Source organism: Phyllobacterium sp. NPDC097923 (genome assembly GCF_044760925.1).
Classification (GTDB): domain Bacteria; phylum Pseudomonadota; class Alphaproteobacteria; order Rhizobiales; family Rhizobiaceae; genus Phyllobacterium; species Phyllobacterium calauticae.
In genome coordinates, this window is the sequence record NZ_JBIWBL010000001.1 from 107,950 (window position 1) to 128,917 (window position 20,968).

General features: G+C 58.8%; 18 protein-coding genes and 2 pseudogenes. 7 read left to right on the forward strand and 13 right to left on the reverse strand.

Annotated elements, in window-relative coordinates:
- Positions 1-27: 27 nt before the first annotated feature.
- The 10 genes and pseudogenes from ACIQWS_RS00565 to sppA form a co-directional block, all read right to left on the reverse strand.
- Positions 28-2,838 carry a [protein-PII] uridylyltransferase gene (locus ACIQWS_RS00565; RefSeq protein WP_403169220.1) on the reverse strand — a complete coding sequence of 937 codons (2,811 nt, stop codon included), beginning with the start codon at positions 2,836-2,838 and terminating at the stop codon, positions 28-30.
- A 92-nt stretch (positions 2,839-2,930) separates the two neighbouring features.
- Positions 2,931-5,603 (reverse strand): annotated as a pseudogene (mutS, locus tag ACIQWS_RS00570) (DNA mismatch repair protein MutS); the annotation flags it as partial.
- Between the two features lie 195 nt (positions 5,604-5,798).
- Positions 5,799-6,638 (reverse strand): GNAT family N-acetyltransferase, encoded by an 840-nt coding sequence (locus tag ACIQWS_RS00575; protein ID WP_223612260.1) that lies wholly within the window; start codon positions 6,636-6,638, stop codon positions 5,799-5,801.
- Positions 6,639-6,795: 157 nt separating this feature from the next.
- The gene (lspA, locus tag ACIQWS_RS00580; protein ID WP_223612259.1) at positions 6,796-7,299 is read right to left on the reverse strand and encodes a signal peptidase II; all 504 of its coding nucleotides are present in this window, start codon (positions 7,297-7,299) and stop codon (positions 6,796-6,798) included.
- Positions 7,300-7,304: 5 nt separating this feature from the next.
- Complete coding sequence (locus ACIQWS_RS00585) at positions 7,305-8,183, reverse strand: TrmH family RNA methyltransferase (protein WP_403169223.1); 879 nt, start codon at positions 8,181-8,183, stop codon at positions 7,305-7,307.
- Positions 8,180-9,286 carry a class I SAM-dependent methyltransferase gene (locus ACIQWS_RS00590; protein WP_403169225.1) on the reverse strand — a complete coding sequence of 369 codons (1,107 nt, stop codon included), beginning with the start codon at positions 9,284-9,286 and terminating at the stop codon, positions 8,180-8,182. Before ACIQWS_RS00590 ends, ACIQWS_RS00585 begins: the two co-directional genes overlap by 4 nt.
- An 83-nt stretch (positions 9,287-9,369) precedes the next feature.
- Positions 9,370-10,344 carry an ornithine cyclodeaminase family protein gene (locus ACIQWS_RS00595; protein WP_403169228.1) on the reverse strand — a complete coding sequence of 325 codons (975 nt, stop codon included), beginning with the start codon at positions 10,342-10,344 and terminating at the stop codon, positions 9,370-9,372.
- Positions 10,345-10,368: 24 nt separating this feature from the next.
- Positions 10,369-10,698: a LapA family protein gene (locus ACIQWS_RS00600; protein ID WP_105738045.1), complete on the reverse strand. Its 330-nt coding sequence runs from the start codon at positions 10,696-10,698 to the stop codon at positions 10,369-10,371.
- Between the two features lie 69 nt (positions 10,699-10,767).
- Entirely contained in the window at positions 10,768-11,049 is a 282-nt protein-coding gene (locus ACIQWS_RS00605; RefSeq protein WP_091878879.1) for an integration host factor subunit beta, read from the reverse strand.
- Between the two features lie 78 nt (positions 11,050-11,127).
- Positions 11,128-12,114 carry a signal peptide peptidase SppA gene (gene sppA, locus ACIQWS_RS00610; RefSeq protein ID WP_223612256.1) on the reverse strand — a complete coding sequence of 329 codons (987 nt, stop codon included), beginning with the start codon at positions 12,112-12,114 and terminating at the stop codon, positions 11,128-11,130.
- A 259-nt stretch (positions 12,115-12,373) separates the two neighbouring features.
- Here sppA and lptC point away from each other — a divergent pair, with 259 nt between their 5' ends.
- The 6 genes and pseudogenes from lptC to ptsN all read left to right on the forward strand — a co-directional run bounded on the left by lptC (position 12,374) and on the right by ptsN (position 17,787).
- Positions 12,374-13,111, forward strand: a complete 738-nt coding sequence (gene lptC / locus ACIQWS_RS00615; RefSeq protein WP_403169232.1) for an LPS export ABC transporter periplasmic protein LptC — start codon at positions 12,374-12,376, stop codon at positions 13,109-13,111.
- A gap of 44 nt (positions 13,112-13,155) precedes the next feature.
- A complete protein-coding gene (locus ACIQWS_RS00620) occupies positions 13,156-13,791 on the forward strand; it encodes an LptA/OstA family protein (protein WP_288192577.1) in 636 nt (211 codons plus the stop codon).
- Between the two features lie 109 nt (positions 13,792-13,900).
- A pseudogene (lptB, locus tag ACIQWS_RS00625) lies at positions 13,901-14,629 on the forward strand (LPS export ABC transporter ATP-binding protein); the annotation flags it as partial.
- A gap of 167 nt (positions 14,630-14,796) precedes the next feature.
- On the forward strand, positions 14,797-16,461 hold the full coding sequence (gene rpoN / locus ACIQWS_RS00630; protein WP_346305984.1) for an RNA polymerase factor sigma-54: 1,665 nt from the start codon (positions 14,797-14,799) through the stop codon (positions 16,459-16,461).
- Positions 16,462-16,668: 207 nt separating this feature from the next.
- Positions 16,669-17,262: a ribosome hibernation-promoting factor, HPF/YfiA family gene (gene hpf / locus ACIQWS_RS00635; RefSeq protein WP_091878871.1), complete on the forward strand. Its 594-nt coding sequence runs from the start codon at positions 16,669-16,671 to the stop codon at positions 17,260-17,262.
- A 60-nt stretch (positions 17,263-17,322) separates the two neighbouring features.
- Entirely contained in the window at positions 17,323-17,787 is a 465-nt protein-coding gene (ptsN, locus tag ACIQWS_RS00640) for a PTS IIA-like nitrogen regulatory protein PtsN (RefSeq protein WP_403169237.1), read from the forward strand.
- Positions 17,788-18,034: 247 nt separating this feature from the next.
- On the opposite strand, the gene ACIQWS_RS00645 is transcribed toward ptsN, so the two are convergent.
- Complete coding sequence (locus ACIQWS_RS00645) at positions 18,035-18,931, reverse strand: DMT family transporter (RefSeq protein WP_403169239.1); 897 nt, start codon at positions 18,929-18,931, stop codon at positions 18,035-18,037.
- 101 nt (positions 18,932-19,032) lie between these two features.
- Between ACIQWS_RS00645 and ACIQWS_RS00650 the strand changes: the two genes are divergently transcribed.
- A complete protein-coding gene (locus ACIQWS_RS00650) occupies positions 19,033-19,890 on the forward strand; it encodes a LysR substrate-binding domain-containing protein (RefSeq protein WP_403169241.1) in 858 nt (285 codons plus the stop codon).
- 6 nt (positions 19,891-19,896) lie between these two features.
- Here the strand turns inward: ACIQWS_RS00650 and ACIQWS_RS00655 are convergent, their stop codons facing one another.
- Together ACIQWS_RS00655 and ACIQWS_RS00660 are read right to left on the reverse strand one after the other, a co-directional pair.
- Positions 19,897-20,280, reverse strand: a complete 384-nt coding sequence (locus ACIQWS_RS00655; RefSeq protein WP_346307830.1) for a cupin domain-containing protein — start codon at positions 20,278-20,280, stop codon at positions 19,897-19,899.
- A 77-nt stretch (positions 20,281-20,357) separates the two neighbouring features.
- Positions 20,358-20,792, reverse strand: coding sequence for a Fur family transcriptional regulator (locus ACIQWS_RS00660; RefSeq protein ID WP_223612249.1), 435 nt, complete (start codon positions 20,790-20,792; stop codon positions 20,358-20,360).
- Positions 20,793-20,968 lie beyond the last annotated feature (176 nt).

The window sequence follows — 20,968 nt, forward strand, 5'->3', positions numbered from 1 at the left end:
GATTCCGAATAAACATGGGTGCTGAACCTATTCTGCCGACATCAGGATGTTGTGCCGCTGCGGTTGGGCCGTGGTGATATCGCCTTCGCCGAACAGGGCGAGCAGCTTCTTGCGGATGCGGTTCTGCCGCGCCCCGTTGGTGACCTGGTGGCCGACAAGATCGGTGACGTAGAACACGTCAATGACCTTTTCGCCGAACGTCGTCACATGCGCCGAGGCGATGTCGAGCGACAGATCGGAGATGACGCCGGTGATCTCCGAGAGCAGGCCCGGACGGTCCAGCCCCTCGACCTCGATGACGGTGAACTTGTTCGACAGCGTGTTGTTGATTTCGACGCGCGGCGTGATGCGGAACGCCTTGACCGCGCGTTTCGGCTTGGTGCGCGATGCCAGCATCTCCGGCAGGTAGGATTTGCCGGACAGCACATCTTCGATCAGGCGCCCCACCCGCATGGCGCGGCGGCGCTCGTCATCATCGGTCGGGAATTCGCGGCTGATCAGGATCGTATCGAGCGCGCGGCCGTCGCTCGTGGTGAAGATCTGCGCGTCGACGATATTGGCGCCGGCGGCAGCACAGGCGCCGGCGATGATCGACAGAAGGCGCGGATGATCGGGCGAAAGCACGGTGATTTCGGTGACACCTTCGAAATCATGGGTTTTGACCATGGTCGCCAGGGTCTTTTCCGAACTGTCGGATTCGCGCACGAAATTGGCATGGCGGATCTGGTCGTCGAGGCTGACCGTCAGCAGGTAGTTCTGATAGTGCAGGGCAAGATAAGACTGGCGCTCGAGCTGCGGCCAGGATGACAGGGCATGTTCGAGCTGCGCGCGGGCGTGGTCGGTGCGTTCCTTGCGCGACACTTCCGAGAAACCGCCGGTCAGCATCAGTTCGGTTTCGTAGAACAGCGTGCGCAGCAGCTGGCCCTTCCAGCCGTTCCACACGCCCGGCCCGACCGCCTTGATATCGCAGACGGTAAGGATCAGAAGCAGTTTCATCCGGTCGAGCGTCTGGACGATCTCGGCAAAGTCCTCGATGGTCTTGCGGTCATTGAGATCGCGTGACTGAGCAACCATGCTCATGGTCAGGTGCTGCTCGACCAGCCACGACACGGTTTCCGTGTCGGACTTGGACAGGCCCAGACGCGGGCAGACGCGCTTGGCGATGCGCGCACCGGCAAGTGAGTGGTCTTCCGGCCGGCCCTTGGCGATATCGTGCAGGAGCAGGGCGACGTAGAGGAGTTTGCGGTCCTTTTTCAGGGCTGGCATGATCTGGTTGGCCAGGGGATGCTCATTGCTGAGGTCGCCGTGATCGATCTCGGACAGTACGGCGATACAGCGCAAGAGATGCTCGTCGACCGTATAGTGATGATACATGTTGAACTGCATCATCGCGACGACCTTGCCGAAATCCGGGATGAACCTGCCGAGAACGCCGGATTCGTTCATGCGCCGCAGGATGAGTTCGGGATTGCGCTCGGAGGTCAGGATTTCAAGAAACAGGCGGTTGGCCTCGGGATTTTCGCGCAAATCCGCCTTGATCAGCGACAGGGAGCGGGTCACCAGCTGCATCGCATCGGGGTGGAGTTCGAGCCCATGCTGATCGGCCAGGTGGAACAGGCGGATGAGGTTGACCGGATCCTTCTGGAAAACGCCGTCATTGGCGATGGTGATGCGATGGTTGTCGACGACGAAATCCGACGTTCCCGGCAGTTTGCGCTTGCGGCGCGAGAAGGTGAGGAAAATCCGGTTGAAACCGGGAACATGTTTTGCCTGTTCTTCTTCCAGCGCGGCGCAGATGATGCGCGTCAGGTCGCCCACTTCCTTGGCGACGAGGAAGTAGTGCTTCATGAAGCGCTCGACATCGCGCTGGCCGGGATGTGCCGTATAGCCGAGCCGCTGGGCAATCTCGCTCTGGATGTCGAAGGACAGCCGTTCCTCCGCCTTGCCGGTATAGAAATGCATGTGGCAGCGCACGGCCCATAAAAGGTCTTCGGCCTTGCGGAAAATATTGTGTTCGGCGCGCGACAACACCCCAAGCTTGACCAGTTCGTCGCTGGTCTTGACGTGGTAGTAATATTTGGCGATCCAGAACAGCGTGTGCAGATCGCGCTGGCCGCCTTTGCCTTCCTTGACGTTCGGTTCGACGAGATAGCGGGTCGCACCGGCCTTGCGATGCCGTTCGTTGCGCTCGGTCAGCTTCGCCTCGATGAAGGCCGGTCCTGTCCCCTTGACGACTTCCGTATCGAAGCGGCGCACCAATGTGGTGAAAAGCTCGTCATTGCCGCAGACGTAGCGGGCTTCGAGAATACTGGTGCGGATGGTCATGTCGGCGAGCGACTGGCGGATGGATTCGTCGACATTGCGCGTGGCGTGGCCGACCTTCAGGCCCATATCCCAGAGCATGTAGAGGATATACTCGACCACCTGTTCGCCCCACGGTGTCTGCTTGTAGGGCAGCAGGAACAGAAGGTCGATATCGGAACCAGGCGCCAGCCCGCCGCGGCCGTAGCCGCCAACCGCCACCACCGTCATCCGTTCTGCCGTGGATGGATTGACCGAATGATAGACATGGGTGATCGCAAAATCGTAGAGCGCCGAAATGATCTGGTCCATCAGATAGGACAGGCGCACGGAGCAGCGTGTGCCGCCGCCGTCCTTTTTCAACATCTCCTCGGCAGTCTTGCGACCCGAAACGAGTGTCTCTTTCAGGAGCTGCAGCACGTCATTGCGATTGACGGAAGCGGCGCCTTGTTTTTTTGCCGCCTTGACCAGATCTTCAAACTGACGATGAAGTTTGGCCGGACTGACGATCTGTTCCAGTTTCAGGTCTGCGCTCATGAACACGACTTTATGAATGATGGCCGCACGCTATAGCGCGTATTTGCCATAAACGAAATGCTTACCTTTGAAGACACTGTGCCCCCAAGTCTTCACGATGTCGGGTTTGTGGCGAGGCCTTTCAACCGGTAGAGCGCGTCAAGCGCCTCGCGCGGCGTCATTTCATCGGGATTGACCGTCGAAAGGGCTGCCAGCAGCGCACTGTCCTTGCCTTTGGCAGGCGCTTTCACCTCACGTTTGACCTCGACCGAGAACAGCGGCAGGTCATCGATCAGCTTGTCAGCCTTCCCCGATGTCTCTCCGGCTTCCAGCTGATGCAGAACGTCGCGGGCGCGGTTGACCACGGCTTCCGGCAATCCGGCCAGCCGCGCCACCTGCACGCCATAGGAGCGGTCTGCGGCGCCCTTGGCCACCTCATGCAGGAAGACGACGTCGCCGTCCCACTCCTTGACCCGCATGGTGACGTTGCTCAGGCGCGTCAGCTTTTCCGACAGCGAGGTCATTTCGTGGAAATGCGTGGCAAAAATCGCCCGGCACTGGTTCTTTTCGTGCAGATATTCCACTGCTGCCCAGGCAATCGACAGGCCGTCGAAGGTCGCGGTGCCGCGGCCGATCTCATCGAGAATGACCAGGGAATGGTCGCTGGCCTGATTGAGGATGGCGGCAGTTTCCACCATTTCCACCATGAAAGTGGACCGGCCGCGCGCCAGATCGTCCGATGCGCCGACGCGCGAGAACAGGCGGTCGACAATGCCGATATGGGCTGAACCGGCGGGCACGAACGATCCCATCTGCGCCAGAATGGCAATTAATGCGTTCTGGCGCAGGAATGTCGATTTACCGCCCATGTTCGGCCCGGTCAGAAGCCAGATGGCGCCCTTGGCCGCACCATCAGGCGAGAGATTGCAGTCATTGGCAACGAACGGGTTGGCGGCCTGACGGCGCAGCGACTGTTCAACAACGGGGTGACGCCCGGCAACGATCTCGAAGGCGAGAGTGTCATCGACCAGCGGGCGGCAATAGCCCTGCTCTTCGGCAAGGGCAGCGAGCGATGCCGAGACGTCGAGGGTTGCCAGCGCTGCAGCGCCGGCGCGGATTGCGTCGGCATTGGCAACCGTTTCCGCGGTCAACGTGTCGAAAATGCCCAGTTCGATCGACAAAGCCCGTTCGGCGGCATTGGCGATTTTGGTTTCGAGTTCGGCGAGCTCCGTTGTCGTGAACCGCATCGCATTGGCGATGGTCTGGCGATGGATGAATTTGCCCTTGGCCTCATCCGTGTCGGTCATCACGGATGCATTGTTCGCCGTGACTTCGATGAAATAGCCAAGCACATTGTTGTGCTTGATCTTGAGCGAACGTATGCCGGTCAGATCCATGTAATCGGCCTGGAGACCGGCAATGATGCGGCGGGAGTGGTCGCGCAAGGCGCGCATCTCATCGAGTTCCGCATTGTATCCGGGCCGCACGAAACCACCGTCGCGCTTCAGCAGAGGCAGTTCGTCATCGAGCGCCCGGTCAAGGTGAGCGGCATAGTCGTGGGGCAGGCTGCCAAGGCAATCCCGAACGGCGGAGAGTTCGGGGGGAAGCACTTCCCTGCCCAGGAATGAAGCGATTTGCGCCGCTGCTTCAAGGCCGCGTGCGAGGGCGCCGAGATCGCGCGGACCACCGCGCCCGACGGCAAGGCGCGACAGGGCGCGGGGCATGTCCGGCACGCCCTTCAATGCTTCGCGGGTCAGATCGGCGAGGGATTGTCCGGCGAGAAAGCAGGAAACGGAATCGAGCCGTGCCGCAATGGCTGCGGGATTTGTCAGCGGCGAGGTCAGCCGCTCGGCCAACAGCCGGGCGCCGCCGCCGGTAACCGTGCGGTCAATGGATTTGAGCAGGCTGCCGTCGCGATTGCCCGACAAGGTGCGCAGCATTTCGAGATTGGCGCGGGTGGCCGGATCGATGAAAAGCGTCGAGCCTTCCGATTCCCGCTCCGGTCGCATCAGCGGCGGGCGTTCGGAAATCTGGGTTTTTTCCACATAGGCGATAGCGCCCGATATGGCTGACAGTTCGGCGCGCGAAAAATGCCCGAAGCCGTCGAGCGTGGCCACGTCGAAATAGCGCTGTATGCGGTTTTCCGCCGTGGCGCTGTCGAAAAGGCTTGGCGGCTGCGGGCTGACCGAGCGCCCGATGACATCGAATGTCGGGCGCAGGTCCGGATCGTGAAACACCGGATCGGCAACGATCAGTTCGCGCGGGTCGACGCGCAGAATATCGGCAAGCAGCCGCGACGGATCGGTTTCGCTGACCCGGAACGTGCCGGTGGAAATATCGATCCAGGCGAGGGCAAACTGGCCCTGTGCCGCGCCTTTCACCCGTCCGAGCGTCATGAGATAGTTGGCTTCGGAGGGATCGAGCAGCTTTTCCTCTGTGAGCGTGCCGGGGGTAACCAACCGCACGACATCGCGCTTCACCACGGATTTGGATCCGCGCTTGCGCGCTTCAGCCGGGTCTTCCACCTGTTCGCACACCGCAACCCGGAAGCCGCGCATGATCAGCTTCTGCAGATAGTCGTCCGCCGCATGCACCGGTACGCCGCACATCGGGATATCCTCGCCCAGATGCTTGCCGCGCTTGGTCAGCGTAATCCCGAGCGCGCGGGACGCGGCTATGGCATCGTCGAAGAACAGCTCGTAGAAATCGCCCATCCGGTAAAACAGCAGGCTGTCCGGATTGGTCGCCTTGATCTCGATATACTGCTCCATCATCGGCGTTGGGCGCGCCGAGCTGTGAGCCTCATAGGACGGTGTTTCCGCAGTGAATGGCATGTCGGCCAAGACGTTCTCCTGATTTTGACCGATTCCGATCAGAAGACCAATCTATGCGCTATCGGGAACTTTACACACCGTGCAGGCGCATCATCGGCGGTTTTCTCCACAGATGATGTTCGTCCTGCATGAGGCGAAAGTGGAATTTCAGTCGAAACGCTTGGCGTTGGAGATGTAATGGCTGACGTAGCGGGTGGAAATGCGGCTGACCGGCAGAATGATCAGCACATCGGTCGTGCCGAAATCATGATCCACCACGGCACCGTCACCGATCATGGCACCAAGGCGCAGATAGCCCTTGATCAATGGCGGCATGGCGAACAGGGCAACCTTCGGATTGACCGCTTCGCTGGGAACGAGGTCCATCGGCTGATACAGCGATGGCAGGGCCTGGACATCCCAGTCCGGCGTTGCGCGGCAATTGTGATGCAGGAACGACAGCGGCAGGGCATGCGCCGCCGGCACCGTTCCCTGGAAGGATGCGCAGCCGAACATCACGTCGATGGAGTGATAGCGGCAATAACTCCAGATGCCCTGCCACAGCAGTTCGACCGTGCGCTTCGAGCGGTATTCCGGCAAAACACAGGAACGGCCGAGTTCAAGGAAATGCATCTGCGGCTTGGCGGCAACCAGACTATCGATCGTATATTCGCTAGCCGAGTAAAAACCGCCTGTTTTGTGGGCAACTTCCGAGCGCATCAGCCGGTAGGTGCCGACGATCTGCTTGTGCTTGGGGCCAATGATCGAGGTGTCATAAACCAGGAGGTGATCGCATACGGGATCAAAACGGTCTGCGTCGCGTTGCTCCAGGGAAGCCGAGCCCTTGGCGCCGAGTTCATCGAAAAATACCTTGAAGCGCAGCTGCTGGGCAGAGACGATTTCGGCTTCGGTTTGCGCAAGGCAAACTTCCATCGTCCCAATGCGTCCAAGCACCGCGACAAGGTGTGGCGCCGTAAACGGCGAGGGTGTTGAATCAACCTGCGACATCGTGTGCTGATCTTTAAAGATAGACGCAGGTTCAAGCAAGGCGAAGCTCATAACGATTCGCTCTCATCATGGTTGATCGGCAATCACTAGATGCTTGAATACAACAATTGGATGACGGGCGCATGACGCGGGAGACGCCGCAGATGCTGGGTTTTCCTCAGTTTCCCCCAGCTTGCCCCTTTGGTGTCTTGCGCTCACGCAGCCAGACAAAAATTTCTTCAAGCACGACGAGTGCGGCGCCGACGGAAATGTAGGCATCGGCCAGATTGAAGACGGCAAATGACCATGACGGCAGATGGAAAAGAATATAATCAACGACATAGCCAAGCAGGCTGCGGTCGATCAGATTGCCGATGGCACCGCCGATGATCAGCGCAAAGCCGATGCGCGAGATCCAGCGTGCCGGTACGGTGCTCCACCAGAGATAGCTGACAAAGGCGATGACGACAACGGTCAGGCCGATCAGGGCGAGGTCGTGCATGCCGCTGAGCATCGAAAATGCAATGCCATTATTGTGAACACGAAAAAGCGCCAGAAATGGCAGCAGATCGATCTGCTGCTGATAGTCCATGCCGGTCTCGACGAGATATTTGATGATCTGGTCGCTCGCCACAGCAAGCACCACAATCGCCAGCAGGCCGAAGAAGGATTTGCTTTTCATGGAGGTTATTTATCCTGTTTGCCGCCATCGAGTGTCAACGCCTCGCGGCGGATCTCGAACAGCATGACGCCGGTGGCAATGGCGAGATTGAGCGAATCCGCCCGGCCTTCCTGGGGAATGCGGGCCAGCTTGTCGCAGGTTGAGGCCAGCGTGTCAGGGAGACCCTGCTGCTCATTGCCCATCAGCAGAATGACCGGCTTGCCCTTGTAGGGAATCGTCCGGTAGTCGACGGCGCCTTTGAGGTGCGTGCCGACGATGAGTCCCGAAAATCCCTTTCGCCAGGAAAGGAATTCCGTTTCGCTCGTGCGTATCAGCGGGACGGCAAAGACCGAACCCATGGTGGCGCGCACGGTTTCGAGCGAAAACGGGTCCGTGGTGTCGCCAATCAGGATGATGCCCTTGGCGCCTGCCGCATCGGCTGTCCGGATGATCGTGCCGAGATTGCCTGGATCGCGCACCCGGTCGAGCGCGACGTAAACATCGTTGCCCTGCGGTCGGGTGGCCGACAGGGATTGCAGCTGCTGTTCGAACACGCCGACGACCATTTGCGGGTTGTCGCGCCGGGTGATGGCGGAAATCACCTTCTCGTTGACCTCGAGCACGTCACCGCCTTTGGCAATCGTGCGGGCTGCCACCTGCTCGACAAGGGAATTGCCCTTGCCGGCCTTGGAATAGACCAGCGTCTTGATGACCCAGCCGAGATCGAGCGCGTCGATGACGAGTTTCAGGCCTTCGGCCAGAAACACACCCTGCTGGTCGCGGAACTTCTTCAGCGCCAGGGATCGCAGATCCTTGACGATCGGGTTGGTCAGGCTGGTGACTTCCTTGACCTTGCCGGGCCGCGCGATGGTGCTGCCGTGCTGGCGGTCGTCATGTCTGGTCATTTGGCACCCCAGCGGCTGAACAGGGACGTGGAAAGGGCGCGCCCGGAAGACCGTTCGCGCAGGATCAGTTCGCCCGACTGCACTTCGCCGCCCAGACCGGTAAAGGCATCGCGCATCAGCTCGTGAATGGCAAAGAACGATGCGCGGATGGAATAGGCGGTCAGCACCACACCGAGCGGATTGGGCGTCAGGATCGACCGGCACAGATCGACCATATCGGGCAGATTGTCGAAGAGCTGCCAGACCTCGCCATTCGGGCCGCGGCCATAGGCGGGCGGATCGAGCAGGATGATGTCATAACCGCTGCCGCGCCGCTCTTCGCGGGCGACAAATTTCATCGCATCCTCGCAAATCCAGCGGATGGGCTTGCCGGAAAGTCCGGCCATTTCCTGGTTTTCGCGGGCCCAGACGATTGCCTTCTTGGATGCATCGACATGGGTCACCTCCGCGCCCGCACGGGCGGCAACGAGCGAGGCGACGCCGGTATAGCCGAAGAGGTTGAGCACCTTCACCGGGCGCTTTGCACCGCGAATGAGGCTGTCCATGTGCGACCAGTGCGTTCCCTGTTCGGGAAATACGCCCACATGCCGGAAGGAGGTGAAGCGGCCGAAGAAGGGAATGCCCTCATAGGCAAGCGGCCAGGTTTCGCCGAGCGGCACCTTGGGGAAATGCCAGCGTCCGACGCCTTCCTCATCCGTATTGCCGGTAAAGATCGCGTCAGCCTTGTCCCACTCGGGCTTGTTCCAGGCCGGGAGCCAGATGGCCTGGCCTTCCGGGCGGATGATCCGGTAGGGGCCATATTGTTCAAGCTTGAGGCCGTTGCCGCTGTCGAGCAGGGCGTAATCATCGGAGGGCAGCGTTTCGAGGATCAGACCGGTCTTTTCTGTCGGGCGCGGACCGGTATGGCGGGTCAGAACCCGCTTGGGCAGCGGTTCGGAACGGGGCGCTGCCTTGACGCGCGCATCATTGTCCGCCGGGGCAGAGGGTTTGGCAAATTGCGGGCGGGGTTTTGTCGCCTGCTGCCTGTGCGGCGCAGCTTTCGGTCCCGCGCCTTTCGGGCCGGTGCCCTTGGCCTTCCTGATTTTTCCGCCAGACGATTTCAAACCGTTATGCCCTCATATGCCCTTGGCCATCGTTCAATGGTGGTTTCCTATGCCAAGATGAGGAAAGGCGAAAGCAAAAACACTCAGGCAGAGGCTGCAATCGCCTTTTCATAGACCAGAATGCCGGCGGCAAGGTCTTCCAGCGCAGCGCCGACCGACTTGAACAGCGTGATTTCATCGGGCGACTGACGCCCCTTCACCGTTCCGCGGGTGAGATCGAACAGATCGCCGATCACATGGCTGTCGCCGATGACGCCCGCCTTGATCGGCTGGACGAGGTCACCGCCTTCCGTCAGCGCGCCTTCCCTGGTGTCGACAAACACCCGCGCGCGCTTGACGCACTCATCGTCGCTTTCCCGCATGGCGGGGGTAAAGGCACCGATAAGATCGACATGCGCGCCCTTCTTCAGATGCCTGCCGAGAATGAGCGGTTCGGTCGAGAGTGTGCCCGCGGCGATAATATCGGCGTCGGCAATGGCCGCATCCTTGTCGGTGACCGCCTTGGCGTTGAACCCGTCAGCGACGAGATCCGCCGCCACTTTGCGCGCATTGTCGATACTGCGGTTCCAGATGGAAATCTCGCGGATCGGTCTGACGGAGCTGTGCGCACGGGCAAGAAAGCCCGAGAGCGCGCCGGCGCCAAGGATGACCAGTTTGGATGCATCTTCGCGGGCGAGATAGCGGGCGGCAAGGGCGGAGGCGCCTGCGGTGCGCCATGTGGTCAAACGCTGGCCATCGATCAGGGCCTTGGGTTCCCCGGTCTTGCCATCGAGCAGCAGATAGACGCCCATGACGGCCGGTTTGGCAATGGCCCCATTGTCAGGCGATACCGTGACGATCTTGACGCCCATATAGCCCTTCGACGAATCGCCGAGCGCGTCGAAGTCCGACCAGGCCGGCATCAGCAGAAGCGTCGACGCGGCGCCATCGGGGCGATCAACCGTGTGATGGTGGCGCACGGGCTGGATAACGCCCTGACGGAACGCCGTTTCAATGGCGTTGATCATGTCCGGCCAGTTCAACAGCCCGTCGACGTCAGCCGGAGAGACCAGTTTCATTGCAAATCCTTGAAAATATGCTGCTTAGTGCAGAGAGGGAAGGTTGGGCGTGGACTGCGTGGCCGCCGATTTCCGCGCTTCCATGCGCAGGAGTTCGGTCTCCTGCTTGCGCTGGCGCGCCAGTTTGCGGTGCCGGCCCTGGTTGATCCAGGTGGCGAAACTGCCAAGGATCAGCCCGACGAAGAGAGCGAGAAACAGCCAGACGAAGAGGGGGGCGGCATAGGACAGGCCGGGATTGCCCGGATTGAACGGATCGATCGTAAAGGTCACCAGCCCGCGATTGGCCACCGACAGTGCAATCAGGATCACTGCCAACGGCACGAGAATGAGGACGACAACGACGCGATTGATCATATCTCTCTCCAGGGTAACAGCACTTCACGTATCATCAGGCTATGAAGCTGCCCCAGCTTGTTGCTGCATTCAGTCGGCGTTCAGCCGGTCGCGCAGCTCTTTGCCGGTCTTGAAGAATGGCACCCATTTTTCCTCGACCTCGACGCTGTCGCCGGTGCGGGGATTGCGGCCGCTGCGGGCGGGACGGTTTTTCACTGAGAATGCACCGAAGCCACGAAGCTCGACCCGATTCCCTTCCGCAAGAGCGTCGGTGATCTCGTCGAAAATGGCGCCGACGATATTCTCGACATCGCGTTGAAACAGGTGCGGATTGCGGTTGGCAATGATCTGGACGAGCTCTGATTTGATCACGGCATAATCCCCTTCTGGTTCAAGTTCAAATGACACGGCCATTATGACTATGTCACTGATCCTGTAAGCTTAAATATTCTATTGCGCCCCTACGGGCCTGCCGTCAACGTGCCAAACAGAAACGAGCCCGTCAAGGAAGATGCGATCTCCGGTCAAATCGCGCAGCAACCCGGTGCTTTCCTGCGGAATACCGAGATATTGTGCCAGCATTTTCAGCGCGGATTGGGATAGAAACGAGCTGAAGGTTGTCTTTTGTGCGGGTTTCCATTCGATGACGGGCAATTTCTCGTCAACGCCCTTGGTTTTCAGCCAGGCAATTGACTTGTCTTCCCCGCCAAGTTCGTCGATGAGTTTGTTGGCCAGCGCCTGTCTGCCGGTGAAGACCGATCCGTCTGCCAGCGCAAGCGTCTGTTCGCGGGTGAAATTGCGCCGTTCCTGAACGATTCCGACGAACCAGTCATAGGAATCCATGATCATGCGATGGATCATGGCCTTGGCTTCGTCGCTGGCGGGGTTGAAAAAGTTCGGTTCGGCTTTCAGCGGACTGGATTTGATTGTCTCCACCTTGACGCCGACCTTCGTCAGCAGTTCGGAAATATCGGGATACTGGAACAGAACGCCGATCGATCCGACGATGGAGGACTGGCGTGCGACAATATGGTCCGAACCGCTGGCAATCATGTAGCCCGCCGAGGCCGCCAATGTTCCGACCTGCGCAACAACGGGCTTTTTCGCGGCAATCTTGCGCACGGCCTCATAGATGGCTTCGCCGCCCGCCGTGGTGCCGCCCGGTGAATCCACCGAAAGAATGACGCCCTTCACAGCGGTGGAATCGGCGACTTCGCCCAGACGCTTGATGAGTTCGTCATTCTCGAAAATCGTGCCTTCAACACGGATTTTGGCGATATGCGCTGCGGTTTTGCCGGAAAGGCGGTCGGAACCGGAGAGAAATCCGTAAAGCCCGATCAGGGCGAGCGCGACAACCAGAAGGGAAAGCACACGCCAGAATGTCAGCTTGCGCCGGAGACGGCGCCTGTCGATGATTGCGTCAGCTGTGTTTGCCATCGTATCGTCCGTTTCCTGTGCAATTCAGTGCAAGCATTCTTCTGCGGCAACATTCCGAGGAAGTCCAGACCCCGGGGTTCAGCACATTGCCCCATATAGGCAATTGGCGCTGCACCTTGTATATGAACGGATGACGGCATATTTGTTCGATCAAATGCAACGTGTCCCATAGACCCTGGTTCATTTCATCGAAAAATAACCATATTGGCGTTCAACTAACAGGGCGCCAACACATCGCAATCGGTAGTATAGCCAATACATGTCCATTGAACTGAAACATACGCATCCAAACGGCGATGCAACAGCGGCTGCTGCGCAGCATGCGGAAGTTGCGCGGCAATTTTCTGCCACCGAGAAGGATTCGCACGTTTTTCGCGCGGCGGAACGCCATTCGCGGCGCGTGCGCTTCATGAAATTTGCCTTGCCTGCCGTCGCCGTGATCGGCGCTGCGGTTTTCTCCTGGTTCACATTTTTCTCCACGACCAACATCCCGAGCAATATCACTTTGGACAGTGCCGGCATTCAGGATGGCAAGCTGGTCATGACCAATCCCAAGCTGGATGGCTTTACCAAGGACAAGCTCCCCTACAAGATGAGTGCGGAACGGGCGCTGCAGGATGTCGGCAACAGCTCGCTGATCACGCTTGAGAATATCAGCGCGGAAATTCCGGTGGGCCAGGATCTGCGGGCGCAGGTCAACGCCAAGGGCGGCCTTTACGACAATGCCAACCGCCAGTTGAAGCTTGACAACAACATAACGCTGACAACCTCGGACGGCATGAAAGCACAGTTGAAATCCGCCGATATCAATATACAAGAAAACTCGATGTCGACCGATCAGCCTGTCAGGATCGAAAATAGCAGCGCCAGTATCGTCGCAGACAGTATGAAAATTACTCAGAGTGGCAAAGTAATGGTCTTTGAAAAGGGGGTCAGGCTTGTCATTCAGCCCGCAAAGCTGCATGAAGGTCGCAACGAAGCCAAATCACCGCAGTGATTGCCGGCCAGGTGGGGATATCCCGGATTTAGGAGATTGAGACAATGTCGCGCGGGACAAGACTGATCAGCATTTCGACTGTTGCATTGGGCATTTGGGCATCCTCCATGATTGGTCCTGTTGCAGCGCAGGATGCGAGCAAGGCCGGCGGCCTGAACAACGGCATGAAGCTTTCGAGTGATCAGCCCATTCAGATCGATTCCGATCGCCTCGACGTGCATAATGATGTGGGTACTGCCACCTTCACCGGCAATGTAACGGTCACCCAGGGAACGACGCTGATGAAGGCGGGTTCCATGATTGTTTACTACGTCAAGAAGCCGGAAAAGACCGACGCGGAAAAAGCCGCCGACAAGGCAGCCGCCAAAACGGAGACCAAGGCAGCCGCGCCTGCGGGCGCAGGCGCCCAGGACATCGACCACATCGAGGTCAATGACAAGGTCTACGTGAAGTCCGAAGATCAGGTTGCCACGGGCGACCATGGCACGTTCGACATGAAGACGCAGGTTCTGGTTCTGACCGGCAGCAAGGTCGTTCTCTCGCAGGGCGATAATGTTGGCGTCGGTTGCAAGCTGACCGTGCAGATGAAGAGCGGTCAGGCCCAGCTGGAAAGCTGCAAGAACGGACAGACAGGCCGCGTTTCTATCGTCGTTGCGCCGAAGAGCGCTCCGAAGAACTAGGCCGGCGGTATAAGTGTCCCTGTTTTCCCGTCGATCCGCCAAGACCCCTACATCGCCAGACGCGCGCATTTCCCAGGAGATGCGTGCCGCCGATCCGTCGGCAACGGACCGGATGAAGGGTACGCTTGTCGCCCGCGGCATCACCAAGAGCTATAACGGCCGTCAGGTGGTCAATGGTGTTTCCTTCGGTGTGCGCGCCGGCGAAGCGGTCGGTATTCTCGGCCCGAACGGCGCCGGGAAGACCACCTGTTTCTATATGGTCACCGGCCTGGTGCCGGTCGACAAGGGCAATATCGAAATCGATGGCTTTGATGTGACGACGATGCCGATGTATCGCCGCTCGCGCCTCGGAATCGGCTATCTGCCGCAGGAAGCCTCGATTTTCCGCGGCCTGTCCGTGGAAAACAACATCAAGGCCGTGCTCGAAGTGGTCGAGAAGGACCGCACGGCACGGGCGCAGGAACTGGATTCCCTCCTGGAAGAGTTTCATATCGCCCATCTGCGCAAGGCACCGGCGCTTTCCCTCTCCGGCGGTGAACGCCGCCGGCTGGAGATCGCCCGCGCCTTGGCCTCACGGCCCAATTTCATGCTGCTCGACGAGCCGTTTGCCGGTGTTGATCCCATTGCGGTCTCCGATATCCAGCAGCTCGTCCGCCATTTGACCAGCCGCGGCATCGGCGTCCTCATCACGGACCACAATGTGCGCGAAACGCTGAAGCTGATTGACCGCGCTTACATCATTCATGCGGGGCAGGTTCTGACCCACGGCCGCCCGGACGAGATTATTGCCAATCCTGATGTGCGGCGTCTTTATCTCGGTGATCAGTTCAAGCTCTGATTTTATCAATTTCTGGCAGGTTTTTGCCAGAAATCACCCGCCCTTGCGTGAATCCAGATGAATCTTTCCGAAAAGAGTCGTTTTTTGCCTTGCCGGAATTGACAAGCAAGGATTGGGCCATTTCTGTACATTGAGAAGAATTTCGTACAGGAGTACCCGCGTTCACCATGGCCCTGTCGCCAAAACTCGATCTGAGACAAACCCAGTCTCTGGTGATGACGCCGCTGCTCATGCAGTCGATTCGGCTGCTGCAATTGTCCCATGTCGAACTCGAGCAATTCATCGAGCAGGAGATCGAAAAGAATCCGCTGCTGGAGCGCGATGAAACGGCAAATGAACATTTTTCCTTCGAAAGCCGGGATACGTCCGATGATCGCGGGCCAGGAGAAGCCGGCGACTATTTGCGCGGTGTCAATCATGGTGACGCCGACGAAAGCCGCGATGGCGGCAGCGCAAGTGAGCAGAACGACCATTGGCTTGTCAGCGGCGAGTCGACCAGTTCAGGCTCCATGTCCGAGACATTCGACAGTTCTCTCGAGAATATTTTTCCGGATGATCCTGGAACCCACGACTTCATCGCTGGCGATCTGGCCTCGCAATGGAAATCGTCATCGGGTGACGGATATGTGTCGACGGGCGGCGAGGGGTTCAATCTCGAGCAGGTCACTGCGTCGCCGTTGACGCTGCGCGATCACGTCGGCGAGCAGATCATTTTTGCCTTTGAGGATGCGGTGGACCGCCTGATTGCAGCGGAACTCGCCGATTACCTCGACGAAATGGGCTATCTGCGCGTCGATGTCGAAGAGATTGCCGAGCGGCTGGGCACCGACGCGGCCCATATCGACAGACTGATCGCGGTGTTGCAGACATTCGAACCGGCGGGGCTGTTTGCCCGTGATCTGGCTGAATGTCTGGCTCTGCAGCTGCGTGCAAAAAACCGGCTCGATCCGGCGATGACAATGCTTCTGCAAAATCTGGAACTCCTGGCGAAACGGGATTTTCAAAGCCTGAGAAAGCTGTGCCGGGTCGCCGATGCCGATCTCCTCGATATGCTGCAGGAGATACGCCTGCTCGATCCAAAGCCGGGAACGGCCTTCTCCTCGGGTGTGGCCGACAGCATCATCCCGGATGTGCATGTCGACATGGCGCCGGACGGGACGTGGAATATCGAGCTCAATCCGGATGCTCTGCCGCGGGTCCTCGTCAACAACACCTATTATGCGACCATTGCAAAGGTAACGGCTTCCCCGGCTGAAAAGGGGTTTCTCAGCGAATGCCTGCAAAATGCCAACTGGCTGACGCGCAGTCTGGACCAGCGCGCGCAGACCATTTTGAAGGTGGCGACGGAAATCGTACGCCAGCAGGCGGAGTTCCTGCAATTCGGCGTCGCCCACCTGAAGCCGCTCAATTTGAGAAATGTGGCTGACGCCATCGGTATGCACGAGTCGACCGTGAGCCGCGTCACCGCCAACAAATACATGCTGACGAAGCGCGGCGTCTTCGAGTTGCGCTATTTTTTCAATGCGGGGATTTCGGCCACCGAAGGCGGCGAGCAGCATTCCTCCCAGTCCGTGCGGCATCAGATCAAGCTGCTGATCGACAGTGAAAAGCCGGACGATATTTTATCGGACGACACGATCGTGGATCTTTTGAAGGGCCAGGGCGTTGAGATTGCACGGCGTACGGTTGCCAAGTACCGCGAGGCGATGAACATCGCATCCTCGGTGCAAAGGCGCCGGGAGAAAAAAGCGGAGGCTTCTGTGCGCAAGGGTGACGGAAACTCTGGATTCATCCGCCGCACAGGTGTAGAATCGAGGCGAGCGGGTAAATGAACCGAGCCATAGAAGCTTGGTCAAGGGAGAGTGAAGCGCCGGTAATTTGCATCGATTGAAGCGAAAGCGCGCCTTTTGGAGATGAAGAATCAGAAAGTGAAATGTGATGGATCACTCGCATGGAATGTGCGGGATGTCTTTGCTCGTCTCTCAACAACAGTGTAGATTGGCTCGGGCAATGAAAAGTCACAATGAAGGTGAGGTATCATGAGTCTGCGTGTATCTGGGAAACATATGGACATTGGTGACGCTTTCCGCATTCGCATTGACGAACGGATCGGTGAGATGGTGACCAAATATTTCGATGGCGGATATACAGGCCACGTCACAGTGGAGAAACAGGGGTCGCGCTTCATCGCCGATTGCCTGATCCGTCTCGATACCGGCACGGTGCTGCAGGCAGCGGGCGAGGCACAGGATCCTCAGCTTGCTTTTGATGCAGCCGGAGAACGCGTGGACAAACGCCTTCGCCGTTACAAGCGGCGTCTGAAATCGCATCAGGCGCCCGGCTCGAACGGTGTTTTCGACGATATTTCCTACCGGGTTGTCGCCCCTGTACCGGATGAAGATGAGGATATTCCGGAGGATTACGCGCCAACAATCGTGGCTGAGACATCGATGGCGCTCAGGAGCATGAGTGTCGCATCCGCCGTGGTCGAGCTCGATCTGAAAGATAGTCCAGTGGTTGTCTTCCGCAACTCTGGCAGTACGCAGGTGAATATCGTATACCGCCGCGCTGACGGCAACATCGGCTGGATCGATCCATCGGCCGTGGCCGGTCAGAACGGTGCCGGGTCTTAGGCGAAATTTGAACTACCGTCCGCGCCCAAAGCGCGGACGGTAACAGGAAGGAAGAGAATAATGGATCTGGGTGACCTCATTCAGCCCGACGCTGTCCTGCCCGCATTGAAAGTCAATTCCAAAAAGCAGCTTTTGCAGATCATGTCGGAGAAGGCTGCCGCCTTGACCGGTTTGACGGAGCGGGAAGTGTTTGACACCGTCCTGCAGCGCGAGCGCCTTGGCTCGACCGGCGTTGGCAATGGCATTGCCATCCCGCATGGCAAGATCAACAGCGTCAAACGCATCACCGGGGTCTTCGCACAGCTCGAAACCCCCGTGGATTTCGAAGCGCTGGACGATCAGCCCGTCGATATTGTTTTTCTTCTGCTGGCGCCGGAGAATGCCGGCGCCGATCATCTGAAGGCCTTGTCGCGGATTGCCCGCATGCTGCGCGATCCCGAGCGGATTGCCAAATTGCGCACCGCCCATGATGCGACCCTTCTCTATGAATTGCTGACGGCGCAGCCTGCCTCCAACGCCGCCTGATCCTTTTGCAACCTTCGACGAAAGAGCCGCCTCCGGGCGGCTTTTTGTTGGGGTGGGATAAGGGGTAGGGCATGTTCTGCACTAGTCTCGTGCGTGGTTCGACAAGCTCACCATGAGGGAGCATGGGGGATTGCAAAGAAGTATATTCTGCAATACTGGCGATTGGCTTGCAGCCAACACCTTCCCTCATGGTGAGCTTGTCGAACCACGCACCATGAAGACGCAACGCTGACGGACAGCACCCGCTTCAAACTGCCATGCTCCTGCGCCACGGAATTTGCCACCCGAGCCGCACGCCAAGCGTACCGCAGGCAATCAGCAGCATGCCGGCGGCCTGCGCCATTCCCAGCGGGTGTCCGTAAATTGCCCAGTCCACGATGATGGCGACGATCGGATAGATGAAGGTCAGGACGCCGATGACCGGCGTCGACAGGCGCGGATAGGCCGAATAGATCAGGATATAGGCAATGCCCGTATGGAGGATGCCGATACTGGCCAGCCATCCCCAGGATGCCAGCGGCACGGGCTCCGCCCAATTGGCAAAGGGCGCGAGCATGACGATGCCGACGATGGTCTGGCACAGCACCGTGATTTCCGGCCGTTGCTCGCCCAGGCCCTTGGCGAGAATGGTCGCAGCGGCATAAAGCATCGCGGCACCAAGCGACATGACGATCCCAAGAATCCATAGCGTGCTGACCGGTGCCGCCGCGCCGACAAGGCCGCTGGCCAGGACGACGCCGAGAAAGGCGCCGAGCATCCAGATGATCTGATCGACGGTGATGCGTTCCTTCAAAAGGGTTGCGCCGATGAGAACAACGAAGAATGGCTGGATGTGATAGATGATCGTCGTGGTCGCAATCGACGTCATGCGGAACCCGGCAAAAAACGATACCCAGCTGAGCACCATGCAGATGCCGCCGAGCGCTGCCCGGCCCAGCCGCGGCCAGGAGAGGGTCCGGTCGGGAAGATAACCGCGCAGGAAACACCAGGCGGCGAGGAAGACCATGCCGAAAACACAGCGCCAGAAGACGATGGTGACCGGATCGAGCCGTGTTTCCGTTGCAAAGGCACCGACCGTCCCGATGATGGCCATGGCGATGGCCAGCCGTGCTGCAGGAAAACGATCGGATATCGGGTCAGTCATATGAGTCATTCCCGTGGAAAGGGATGCCCAGTTAGCGCCATTGATTGCCACCAAACAAACGAATAGATTTGGAACAAACTATTCGCTATATTGATGGCATTATGGCTGCACCCCTCGACCTCGATCTCCTGCGGACCTTTGTAACTGTCATCGAAACCGGCAGCCTGTCGGCGGCTGCCCCGCGTGTCGGCCGCAGCCAGTCGGCCGTCAGCATGCAGATGCAGCGGCTGGAACAGGCGGTGGGCAAACAGCTGCTTATTCGCAACCCCCGGTCCGTCGAACCGAATCTGGCTGGCGAGAGTTTTCTCAATTATGCGCGGCGGTTGCTGCGTTTGTCGGATGAGGCGTGGGCCAATGTCACCCGCCCCGAGGAAACCGGCAGCGTGCGGCTTGGCGTGCCCGATGACTATGCGGCATTCCTGTTGCCGCCCGTTCTGTCGCGGTTTGCCGAGGAGCATCCGCTGGTCACGGTCGAACTGGTCTGCGAGCAATCCACCTCGCTGGTCAAGGCGATCGATGAGGACCGGGTCAATCTGGCGATTGTCACCCGTGGAGCCACCCAGCCGCTGGAGGTGATCCGCCGCGAGCGCTTGATCTGGGTGGCATCGCCGACCCATGTTGCCTGGGAAAATGACCCGCTGCCCATCGCCTTGTTTGAACCCGGCTGCGCCGCGCGCATGAACGTGCTGGATGCGCTGGGGGATGCGGATCGCAGCTATCGCTGCACCTATTCCAGCGCTAGCCTGCTTGGACTGATCGCCGTGGTGCAGGCCGGGCTGGCGGTGGCTGCGCTTGCCGCCTGCAGCGTGCCGTCGACCCTGCGCGTTATCGGCGAGAATGAAGGCCTGCCGCCGCTGCGTGATCTGGAAATCGGCATCATGCGCAGCCCGGTGTCATCCAGTCCGGCCATTGAGCGGCTGAATGATTTTCTGCGCCGCGAACTGGCGCAGATTGCGTAAGGTCTGTCAGATCCACACGTCGTTCTGTGCTGTCCGCTCACCGCCCTCGTGGCCGGTATTAAGCACACCCCGGGGTTCGATCAGCATCAGACGGACTTCCCTTTCGGCATAAGGCTTGTGCTCGACCCCTTTGGGGACGACATACATTTCACCCGGCCTGATCGTCACGAACCCGTCGCGGAAATCGATGCGCAGTTCCCCATCCAGGACAATGAATGCTTCATCGGTTTCCGGATGATCGTGCCAGATGAAATCACCTTCGATGCGGACGATCTTGAATTGATAATCGTTGAGTTCCGCCACCACTTTGGGTGACCACTGTTCGGAAAACAGCTTGAACTTTTCGGAGAAATTGATGGCCTTGTAGGATTTCGATTGGACTGTTTGCATGCAGGACTCCTCTGGGCAAATGCCAGCGGACGTTATGCTTCACGCGAAAGCAAACGTCTTGGACGTTTGTGCGTGCGCTATTCCGGCCGCTTGGATTTCCGCCCGTAAAGTTCCAGCCGGTGATGGATGATGTCATAGCCGAGCGCGCGGGCGATCTCTTCCTGCAGTTTCTCGATCTTGTCCGACTGGAATTCGATCACGTCACCCGTATCGACATCGATCAGGTGGTCGTGATGCTCGCCATGGGCCTGTTCGAAGCGTGACGGGCCGCCATTGAAGGCGTGGCGATGAATGGCACCCATTTCTTCCAGGAGGTTCATGGTGCGGTACACGGTCGAAAGCGAAATGCTGTCATCGATCTCGATGGCGCGATGGAAAATCTTCATCGCATCCGGGTGGTCTTCGGTGGAGGTCAGAATATCGAGAATGATTCGGCGCGGGCGGGTGATGCGAACGCCTGCCTTGCGCAATTCCTTCTCGTAATCCGGCTTCTGATTGATAGCATGTTTCATGCACGGGATTATGCGCCAGAACGCGCTCAGTTGCAAAGATTCTCAACTGGCCTTGGCAGATGTCGGCGTTGGTGCACAGAATTTCGGCGCCTGACCTCTAGCATATTGCGGAAAACGGAATTGGATTTCTTTTTGCAAATCATTCGCATTTGCATTGACGCACCTCTCACAAGCCG